The 10,135-nt window shown below is 72.4% G+C and carries 10 protein-coding genes; all 10 read right to left on the bottom strand.

The window, feature by feature from the left end; all coding sequences use genetic code 11:
- Positions 1-619, bottom strand: a 619-nt coding sequence (locus VFW24_14185) for a ribonuclease J (protein ID HEX5267910.1), incomplete at its 3' end; no start/stop codon positions are given.
- On the bottom strand, positions 612-1,517 hold the full coding sequence (gene dapA, locus VFW24_14180; GenBank protein HEX5267909.1) for a 4-hydroxy-tetrahydrodipicolinate synthase: 906 nt from the start codon (positions 1,515-1,517) through the stop codon (positions 612-614). The genes dapA and VFW24_14185, both read right to left, overlap by 8 nt.
- On the bottom strand, positions 1,514-2,170 hold the full coding sequence (locus VFW24_14175; protein HEX5267908.1) for a hypothetical protein: 657 nt from the start codon (positions 2,168-2,170) through the stop codon (positions 1,514-1,516). Before VFW24_14175 ends, dapA begins: the two co-directional genes overlap by 4 nt.
- Positions 2,171-2,198: 28 nt before the next feature.
- Positions 2,199-3,815 (bottom strand): long-chain fatty acid--CoA ligase, encoded by a 1,617-nt coding sequence (locus VFW24_14170; protein ID HEX5267907.1) that lies wholly within the window; start codon positions 3,813-3,815, stop codon positions 2,199-2,201.
- 50 nt (positions 3,816-3,865) lie between these two features.
- Entirely contained in the window at positions 3,866-4,699 is an 834-nt protein-coding gene (gene dapB / locus VFW24_14165; GenBank protein ID HEX5267906.1) for a 4-hydroxy-tetrahydrodipicolinate reductase, read from the bottom strand.
- Positions 4,696-5,961, bottom strand: coding sequence for a pitrilysin family protein (locus VFW24_14160; protein ID HEX5267905.1), 1,266 nt, complete (start codon positions 5,959-5,961; stop codon positions 4,696-4,698). The genes dapB and VFW24_14160 overlap by 4 nt, the downstream gene beginning before the upstream one ends.
- A gap of 34 nt (positions 5,962-5,995) precedes the next feature.
- Positions 5,996-8,467, bottom strand: a complete 2,472-nt coding sequence (locus VFW24_14155; GenBank protein ID HEX5267904.1) for a polyribonucleotide nucleotidyltransferase — start codon at positions 8,465-8,467, stop codon at positions 5,996-5,998.
- Positions 8,468-8,653: 186 nt separating this feature from the next.
- A complete protein-coding gene (rpsO, locus tag VFW24_14150) occupies positions 8,654-8,914 on the bottom strand; it encodes a 30S ribosomal protein S15 (protein ID HEX5267903.1) in 261 nt (86 codons plus the stop codon).
- Positions 8,915-8,927: 13 nt separating this feature from the next.
- Positions 8,928-9,893, bottom strand: a complete 966-nt coding sequence (locus VFW24_14145; GenBank protein HEX5267902.1) for a bifunctional riboflavin kinase/FAD synthetase — start codon at positions 9,891-9,893, stop codon at positions 8,928-8,930.
- 40 nt (positions 9,894-9,933) lie between these two features.
- Positions 9,934-10,135 (bottom strand): hypothetical protein (locus tag VFW24_14140; protein ID HEX5267901.1); only part of this gene is annotated, 202 nt, incomplete at its 5' end.

Raw genomic sequence — 10,135 nt, 5'->3', positions numbered from 1 at the left:
GCTCGCTCTTGGTGTGGCCAGGCTCCTCGGCGTTCGTCGAGTCCCCGAGGAGGAGCCGGATGCCCTCGCCGTCGGCGAGCGCGCCGATCCGAGCGAGGTCGGTGCGACGCCCGTCGACGGGCGTCATGTCGAGCTTGAAGTCCCCGGAGTGGAGGATCACGCCCTGAGGGGTGTGGAAGGCGAGGGCAAACCCGTGGGGCACCGAGTGGGCCACCGGTATGCACTCGACGTCGAACGGCCCGACGCGGCGGCGCTCGCCGTCCGCCAGGGGAACGAGCTCGGTGCGCTGGAGGACCCCCGCCTCCTCGATCCGGCTGCGGGCCAGCCCCAGGGTCAGCGCCGACCCGTAGAGGGGGAAGGAGAGCTCGCGCAGCAGGAAGGCCAGGCCGCCGGTGTGGTCCTCGTGGCCGTGGGTCAGCACGCAACCCTCGATCCGCTCCCCGTTCTCGCGCAGCCAGGTGAAGTCCGGCAGGACGAGATCGACGCCGGGCATGTCGAGGTCGGGGAACATGAGCCCGCAGTCGACGAGCAGGATCCGACCGCCGTGCTCGATGGCGGCGCAGTTGCGGCCGATCTCCCCCAGCCCGCCGAGGAAGGTGATGGTGACGGCCTCAGCCAAGTGGGCCGTCCGCCCCCAACCCCTCGAGGACCTTGCGCGCCGTGTCCTCCAGGCCGTCCGGCGCCGGCCCCAGCGGTAGGCGGCACTGCCCCCCCGGGAGACCGAGCACGCGCAACATCGCCTTGGTGGGGACCGGGTTGGGAGCGAGGTCCCCCGACTGGAAGGTGTGCGACGGGATCAGCCGGGCGTTGAGGCGGCGGGCCTCGTCGACCTGACCGTCCCGGAAGGCGGCGATCATCCGCGCGAGCGGCCTCCCGGCCCAGTGGGACTCGACGCTGATGACCCCGCGCGCGCCCACCGCCAGCAGGGCCAGGGTGAGGACGTCCTCCCCGGAGATCACGTCAAAGTCCTCGGGCACGTCGGCCACCAGTCGGGCGGTGGCCGCCGGATCCCCGGATGCGTCCTTCACCCCGACCACGTTGCGGACCTCGTGGGCCAGGCGCACGAGCAGGTCGTGGCCGAGCTTGCGTCCGGCCCGTATCGGTATGTCGTAGACCAGCACCGGGAGACGGGTGGCGGCGGCCACGGCACGGAAGTGGGCCTCGATGCCGGCCTGCGGGGGGCGGCTGTAGTACGGGGTCACGGCCAGGATCCCGGCCACCCCGGCCGCCTCGGCCGCCTGGGTCAGCTCAACCGAGTGGCGCGTGTCGGCGGTGCCCGAGCCGGCCACGACCGGAATGGTGACGGCGTCGGCCACGGCGCGCCACATGTCCCGCTTCTCGTCGTCCGAGAGGGCGGTGGCCTCACCGGTGCTGCCCGCGATCACCAGCCCGTCACTGCCGTGGTCCGCCAACCAGCGGGCCAGGGCCACGGCCCCGTCGAGATCGAGGTTTCCGTCGTCGTCGAACGGCGTCACCATGGCGGTGAGGACCGAGCCGAAGCGGCTGGGGCGGCTCACGGCTCCGTCCCGGTCAGCAGCCGCTCGGACTCGGTGGCCCGCTCGAGGCCCAGCGTGGTCAACAGGTCCTCGTGCAGCTCGAACCAGACCGAGTGGTAGGAGTCCAGGTCGGGCCGGGTGAACCACTCGGCCTCTCCCTCCTCCACTCGCGCGCGCGCCTCGTCCAGGCGGGGGCGATAGCACGAGAACCGCTCCATGCATGCCGCCAGCGCCGCGCACGGGGTCCGGACGCTCTCGTCGACCCGCTGCAGCCGGCTGAGGACCGCCCCGTCGTACGCGGGATCGGAATGGTCGTTGGCCACCTGCCGGTGGTCGATCTCGCGCAGCTGCCAGGCGGTGCAGGCGGCCAGGAGCTCGGCGTTGAGCCGGAGGAAGGCCTCGTAGGCATCGTGGACCGCGTCCCGGCACCGGGCGGCCTCCAGGTCGGAGGCGACCCGCCGGCGGTGCTCCTCGCGGCCGGCGGTGGTGAGGGCCCAGCCCGGGCGCCGCCCGGTGCGGAACGTCACCATGCCCTCGGCCTGGAGGTGATCGAGTCGGGCCGAGGCGGCGGCCGGGTCGAGGCCGGCGCTCACCCCCACGGTGGCGGCGTCGGCGAACCCCTTGAGCCGCAGGGCGTGGAGGACGCGGAGGCGGGGATCCGAACGGTGGGCCACCGGGCCGCGACCCTACCAGCGGGCCCCGTCAGGGCAGGCGGTGACCGGAGAAGCGGTCGCGCAGGTCCTTCTTGGAGAACTTGCCCACCGACGTCTTCGGCACCTCGTCGATGAACACGACGTCGTCGGGCAGCCACCATTTGGCGACGCGGGGCTCGAGGAAGGCGATGACCTCCTCCTTGGTCAGCTCGGCGCCGGGGCGGACCACCACACAGGCGAGCGGCCGCTCCACCCACTTCTCGTGGGCCACCGCTATCACCGCCGCCTCGGCGATGTCCGGATGGGCCATCAGCTCGTTCTCGAGCTCGACCGACGAGATCCACTCCCCCCCCGACTTGATCAGGTCCTTGGTGCGGTCGACGAGATGGATGTAGCCCTCGGGGCTGATGGTGGCCACGTCCCCCGTGCGCAGCCAGCCGTCGGGCGTGAACGAGTCGGCGGCGCGGGCGTCGTTGTAGTAGGTGCGGGCGATCCACGGACCCCGCACCTGGAGCTCACCACTCGTCTTGCCGTCCCACGGCAGGCCGTCCAGGGTGTCGGGTTCGACGATGCGGTCCTCCACCAGCGGGATCGGCAGGCCCTGGGTGGCGCGCAGGTCGGCCAGCTCGTCCTCGGGACGACCGGCCAGACCGCTCCTGATCCGGCACACCGACGCCAGCGGGCTGGTCTCGGTCATTCCCCACGCCTGCAGGATCGGAAGGCCGATCTTCTCCCGGTAGGCCTCGGACAGGGCCCGGGGGACGGCCGACCCTCCGCACACGATCGTGCGCAGGCGCGACGTGTCCCGGCCCTCCAGCAGAGGGAGCACCCCCATCCAGATGGTCGGCACGCCGGCGGCCAGGGTGACGCCCTGCTCCACCATCAGGTCGGCCACGTTCTGCGCCGAGAGGTCCCGCCCCGGGAACACCAGGGCCGCCCCGGCCATGACCGCGGCCTGGCACAGGCCCCACGCGTTGGCGTGGAACATGGGCACGACTGGGAACACGATGTCGGACTCCCCGACCCCGAGGCCGTCGACCATCAGCGCGGCCATCGAGTGCAGCACCACCGACCGGTGCGAGTAGACGACCCCCTTGGGGTTGCCCGTGGTGCCCGACGTGTAGCACATCGACGCCGCCTGGCCCTCGTCCTCGACGTGGAACTCGACCGGGTCGGCCTCGGCCAGCAGCTCCTCGTAATCGGAGATGCGCGGATCGTCGGGCACGTCCCCCGCCCCGTCGTCCATCACCACGTATTGGCGCACGGTCTCGAGCTGGTCGACCAGCGGCCACAGCTGCCCGATCAGGCTGCGGTCGACGAACACGACCTCGTCCTCGGCGTGGTTGGCGATGTAGGTGAGCTGGTCGGCGAACAGGCGGATGTTCAACGTGTGCAACACCCGCCCGGTGCACGGAGCGGCGAAATAGAGCTCGAGGTGCCGCAGGCTGTTCCACCCGAAGGTGGCCACCCGGCCGTCGGGGCTGATGCCGAGCCGGTCCAACACCCCGCCGAGGCGCCGGGTCCGCTCCGCCCACGTCCCGTAGGCCACCTGCCGGACGGCCCCGCCCCCGGTGCTGTCGGCCACGCTCCTGTCCGCGAACACCCCCTCGGCACGTCGGAACAGCGCGTCGATCGTCAACGGAAAGTCCTGCATCAGACCCTGCATCGGTGCCCCCTCGTGTCTCAGCCCGGGTCAGCCGCCGGGATCCGCAAAACTCACCCGTCCGCCGCCGGGAACCCGAGCACGGCGTCGAGGCCGACCGTGAGGCCGGGGCGGTTCCCGACCGCCTTGACGGCCAGGACGACCCCGGGCATGAACGATTCCCGGTCGTAAGAGTCGTGGCGGATCGACAGAGTCTGCCCGGTGGTCCCGAGCAGGACCTCCTGGTGGGCCACCAGCCCGCGCAAGCGCACGGCGTGGATCCTCACGCCCGACTCGTGGGCGCCGCCCCGCGCCCCGTCCAGGGCCAGGTCCCGGGTGGGGTCGGGCGCCCACTCCCTCCCCGCCGCCCGGCGGGCCGAGCCCATCCGCTCGGCAGTGGCCATGGCCGTTCCCGAGGGCGCGTCGACCTTGCCGTCGTGGTGCAGCTCGACCACCTCCGCCGTCTCGAACCACGGCGCCGCCATCTCGGCGAACCGCATGGCCAACACCGCCCCGATGGCGAAGTTGGCCGCCACGAGACAGTGGGCCCGGCCCCCGGTGGGGAACAACCGGTGCAGCTGGGCCAGCTGCTCGGGACCGAACCCGCTGGTCCCGACCACGGCGTGCACCCCGGCCGCCGAGCACCAGCGGGCGTTCTCGATGGCCGAGTCCAGCCGGGTGAAGTCCACCGCCACTACCGCACCGGCCCGGGAGAGCTCGGACGGGTCGGGCGCCACCAGCATCCCCGCCGCCTCCACCCCCGCCACCTGGAGCAGGTCCAGCCCGGCGTAGGACGGGTCGACCGCCGCCACCAGCTCGAGGTCGGGATCGGCCGCGACCGCCCGGCAGACCGTGGAGCCCATCCGGCCCCCGGCCCCGAACACGGCGACCCTGACCGCGCCCGTCACGCCACCCCCATGGCGGAGCGGTCGAGCGGGGGGAAGTCCCCCGCCTCGAACGGTCCGACCACGGCCAGCACCGGCTCGACGCCGAGCAGCCGGGTCGCCACCCGGCCCACGTCTTCTGCTGTCACCGCCTCGATGCGCGCCAGCACGTCGTCGACGTCCATCACCTCTCCGTGGAGCATCTCGCTGCGCGCCACCCGGCTCATGCGGGCGGCCGAGTCCTCGAGCGAGAGGGCGGTCTCCCCCCGGATGTGGCCCTTGGCCACCGCCACCTCGCGTTCGGTGACCCCTTCGGAGGTGACCTTGCTCAGCTCCCCGACCATCCGATCGAGGACCTCCCGGGCGCGCGCCGGCGCCGTCCCGGCATAGAACGCCAGCACGCCCGCGTCGTCGAACGTCGTGCGGTACGAGTACACCGAGTAGGCGAGGCCCCGGCGCTCCCGGATCTCCTGGAACAGGCGGCTGGACAGGCCGCCTCCGAGCACGTGGTCCAGCACCGCCAGGCAGAAGCGGTCCTCGTCATGGCGCCCGAACGTGGGCACGCCCAGGACCACGTGCGCCTGTTCGGTGGGCCGGTTGGTGAGCACGACGGGGACGGTGGATACCTCCGGCGCCACGCGCCCGGGAGCCTCCCCGCCCGGAACCCCGGAGAACCTCCGGGAGATGCCTGCGACCACCTCGTCGTGCTCGAGGCGGCCCGCCAGCGCCACGACGATGTTCCCCGGGCGGTAGTGGTCCTGGTGGAACGACCTGATCTCGTCCACTTGCATGGCGGCGATCGACTCCTCGTCCCCGAGCACGTCCCGACCGAGCGGATGGCCCGGGAACAGACCCTCGAGGAGGCGGTCGTGGACGAGCTCCGACGGCTCGTCGGAGTGCATGAGGATCTCCTCCACGATCACCTGGCGCTCGGCCTCGACCTCGTCGGGCCGGAACGCCGGGTCCCACATCACGTCGGACAGGATGTCCAGGCCGAGATCCAGGCTCTCCCCGAGGACGCGCACGTAGAAGGCCGTGTACTCCTTGGTGGTGAAGGCGTTCATGTCCCCGCCGACGGCGTCGACCGCCTCGGCGATCTCCGCCGCGGTGCGGGTGGGCGTTCCCTTGAACAGGAGATGCTCGAGGAAGTGGGACGCCCCGGCCAGCCGCGACGGCTCGTCCCGGCTGCCGGTCCCGACCCAGAACCCGGCCGCCACCGACGAGACGTGCGGCATCGACTCGGTCACCACCCGGATGCCGTTGTCGAGCCGCGTGGTGCGAATCACGGTCCGGGTGGGAGGTGCGGGAGTCCCGTCCGCGTCAGCCCCGGCCGCGGCGGGGGTTGCGCCGCGGGCCGCGGTCACCGCCTCCGGGGCGGTCACCCCTGTCCCCCCGGCCGCCGCCGGCCCCGACCCCGCTGCTGGGACCGAGGTCCCCGAAGGTCTCCTTGAGCTCCCGGTCGAAGCTGTCCTCGAACGAGACGACCTCCTCGGAGCTCGGGGCGCGCTCGGACTGGCCCCGTGGCTCCCGGCCCCCGCCCGACCGGCCGCCCCCGTCGGGAGCGCCGTCGGCCCCGGCTCCGTCGTCGGCGCCCACCAGAGAGAGCGACACCTTGCCCTGAGGGTCGATGTCGTCGACGCGCACGGACAGCTCGTCGCCGAGGTCGACGACGTCCTCGACCCGTTCCACCCGCCGGCCCCGACCCAGCTTGGAGATGTGGACCAGGCCGTCCCGGCCGGGAAGGATGTTGACGAACGCACCGAACTTGGTGATGTTCACCACCCGGCCGGTGTAGACCGCCCCCACCTCGGCCTTGGGGGGATCGAGGATCAGCTCGATCCGCCGCCGGGCCTCGTCGACCGCCGCCGACTCCTTGGCCCCGATCGTGACCGTCCCGATCACACCGTCGTCGTCCACGTTGACGTCGGCTCCGGTCTCCTGCTGGATGGTGTTGATGACCTTGCCCTTGGGCCCGATCACCTCCCCGATCTTGTCCATCGGGATCTCGAAGGACACGATCTTGGGGGCGGTCTCGCGCACCGTCGGCCGGGGTTCGGAAATGGCGCCGCGCATCACCTCGAGGATCGTGAGGCGCGCCTCGCGGGCCTGCTCCAGAGCCTGGGCCAGCACCTCGGCGGGGAGCCCGTCGATCTTGGTGTCGAGCTGCAGGGCGGTGACGAAGTCGGCCGTGCCCGCCACCTTGAAGTCCATGTCCCCGAAGGCGTCCTCGGCACCGAGGATGTCGGTGAGCGTCGTGTACTTGCCCTCGGCGTAGACCAAGCCCATGGCGATGCCGGCCACCGGGGCCTTGATCGGCACCCCGGCGTCCATCAGCGACATCGACGACCCGCAGACCGACGCCATCGACGTCGATCCGTTCGACGAGAGGACCTCGGACACCAGTCGCAGGGCGTAGGGGAACTCGTCCTCGGGGGGGACGACGGGCAGCAGGGCCCGCTCCGCCAGGAGGCCGTGGCCGATCTCGCGGCGCTTGGTGCCGCCGACCCGGCCCGTCTCCCCGTTGGAGAACGGGGGCATGTTGTAGTGGTGCATGTAGCGCTTGCGGTCGTCGGGGGTCAGGCTGTCGCGCAGCAGGATGTCCAGGGCCATGCGCGGCATCCCGAGCGTCGTGACGTTGAGGACCTGGGTCTCCCCCCGCTGGAACAGCGCCGAGCCGTGCACGGTCGGCAGCACGCCCACCTGGGCCGACAGCGGCCGGATGTCCCGCGGCCCCCGGCCGTCGATGCGCAGACCCTCGTTGGCGATGCGCCGCCGGACCAGGGCCTTGGTGAGTGAGCGCACGGCCGCTTTGACCTCGGCCTCCCGCCCGGCGAACTCCCCGGCCAGCTCCTGGCGGATGGCCGCCGAGGCGGACTCGGTGGCCTCGTTGCGCTCGGTCTTGTCGGCGATGACGGCCGCCCGGCCCAGTCGGTCCGCGCCCAGGGCCTCGACCCTGGAGTAGACGTCGGGCTGGTAGTCGACCTGGGGCTCGTAGGGGATCGGGGAATGGACTCCGGCCTTCTCGACCAGCTCGAGCTGCAGCTCGATCGACTCGCGGATCCACCGCTTGGCGTCGTCGAGGCCCTGGGCCAGCACCTGCTCGGTGACGTGCGGGGCGCCCTCCTGGTACAGCTCCCAGGACTTCTCGGTGCCGCCGGCCTCCACCATCATGATGGCCACGTCGCTGCCGTCGTCGGTGAGGCGCCCGGCCACGACCAGCTCGAACGCCGAGTCGTCACCCTCCTGGTACGTCGGATGCGGATGCCAGCGGCCCTCCGCCATCCAGGCGATGCGCACGGCGCCGATCGGGCCCTGGAACGGGATCCCCGAGAGCATCAGGGCGGCGCTGGCGGCGTTGATGCACAGGACGTCGTGAGGATTCTCCATGTCGGCGCCGAGGATGGTGCCGATGACCTGGGTCTCGTTGCGGTAGCCGTCGGCGAAGCTGGGCCGCAGCGGCCGGTCGATCAGCCGGCAGGTGAGGATGGCCTCGTCGGAGGGCCGTCCCTCCCGCCGGAACACCGAGCCGGGGATGATGCCGGCGGCATAGCGCCGCTCCTCGATGTCGACCGTGAGGGGGAAGAAGTCGATCCCCTCCCGCACCGTCTTCTCGGCGTTGGCGGTGAGCAGCGCCATCGTGTCCCCGATGCGCCCCACCACCGCCCCCTGCGACTGCGGGGCCAACAGGCCGGTCTCGAAGGACAGCGTCTTGTCGGTCCCGCTGATCGGCGCCGAGACGCGGATCGGTTGGGACGCGACGCCGGCCCCGGAACCACTGACGGGCTCAGCCATTAACAACTCCCTCCTGCCCCGCCCAGCGGGGCAAGTCCCTCCCACCCCGGCTCCGGGGCAGGCTCTTGGGTCGGGGCGGCCCGGCCAGTTCCCAGTCGGCGGCCACCCGTCCGCGCAGCGTGGCGGGACTCGGTGACCGGCGACTGGCAGCTGACCCGACGGCCGCCCGGCCTGGTACAGCGACCTCTAGCGACGGATGCCGAGCTTGGCGATCAGCGTGCGGTAACGCTGGACATCGTTGTCCCGCACGTAGTCGAGCAGCCGGCGCCGCCGACCGATCAGCTTCATGAGCCCCCGCCGGGTGTGGTGATCACCCTTGTGGGCCTTGAGGTGCTCGGTCAGGTGATTGATGCGCTCCGTGAGGATCGCCACCTGCACCTCGGGTGATCCGGTGTCGCTCGGATGCAGCCGGTTGGCCTCGATGGTGGCGGTCTTGTCGGGGGACATCTTGGCCCCGAGACTAGCAGCCGCCCCCGCTCCGGGATCCCCGCAGGCGCTCCCGGACCACCTCGACGTCCCGGGCCATACGGGCCATCAGGGCCTCGGCGGAGTCGAAGCGCTCCTGGTTCCGGACGTGGGCCACGAACCGTACCCGGGCCGACTCCCCGTAGAGGTTGCCGGAGAAGTCGAGGACGTGGGCCTCCAGCAGACGAGGGCCCCCGTCCGGATAGAAGGTGGGCCGCCGCCCGAGCGACACCGCGGCAGGGAGCACGCTGCCGTCGGGCCGGCCGTACCACCCGGCGTAGACGCCGTCGGCGGGCAGGAGGATCTCGGGGGGGACCATGACGTTGGCGGTCGGGTACCCCAGGGTGCTGCCGCCCCGCCGGTCCCCCTCCTCGACGGTCCCGCGCACCTCGTGGGGCCGCCCCAGCAGGGCGGCGGTCTCCTCCACCTCCCCCTCGGCCAGCAGCCCCCGGATCCGGGTGGACGAGACCGCCGGGCCATCCCCGCCGCCCCCGACCAGGTGCATCCCGATGACGTCGAAGCCCAGCTGGCTGCCCATCTGCGAGAGCAGGGCCACGCTCCCGCCCCGCTGGTGGCCGAAGTGGAAGTCGTGGCCCACCACCACGCAGCGGGCCCGCAGACATCCCACGAGGGTCTCGGACACGAAGTGGTCGGCGGACTCGTTGGACCGCTCCCGGTCGAACCGCACCACCACCGTGTAGTCGACCCCGGTGGCCGCCAGCAGGTCGAGCTTCTGGTCGAGGTCGGTGAGCTGCAGAGGGGCGTTCTCGGGACGGACGACCTGGGCGGGATGGCGGTCGAAGGTGACGACCACGCTGGCGCAGCCCTGGGCGGCGGCCCGGGCCCGCACCTCGGCGATGACGGCCCGGTGGCCCACGTGGACCCCGTCGTAGGCGCCGATGGTGACGATCGAGCCGTGGGTCAGCTCGGGACAGGGATCGGAGTCGGCCAGGACCTCCACGACCTGACGTTAGGCGGCCCCACGGAGGGGACCGCCGCCGTCAGGCCGGCGCCAGGACCACCGCCGCCCGCAGGAGGTCGTCGGCCGCCGATCCGGCCTCGTACACCGCGACCAGGTTCCCCGCCCGGTCGACCACCGCCCACGGGCCGGTCCCCACCGGCGGGCCTCCGGGGGCCCCGACCGCCGCCCGGGCCAGCCTGCGCCCGTGGCCGACGTCGGCCAGCTCCGCCCCGTCGACGACC

It is taken from the genome of Acidimicrobiales bacterium (assembly GCA_036273495.1).
GTDB lineage: Bacteria > Actinomycetota > Acidimicrobiia > Acidimicrobiales > JAJPHE01 > DASSEU01.
Note: the sequence above shows the minus strand (reverse complement) of the source record. Positions and strands in the feature narration are given on the sequence as shown.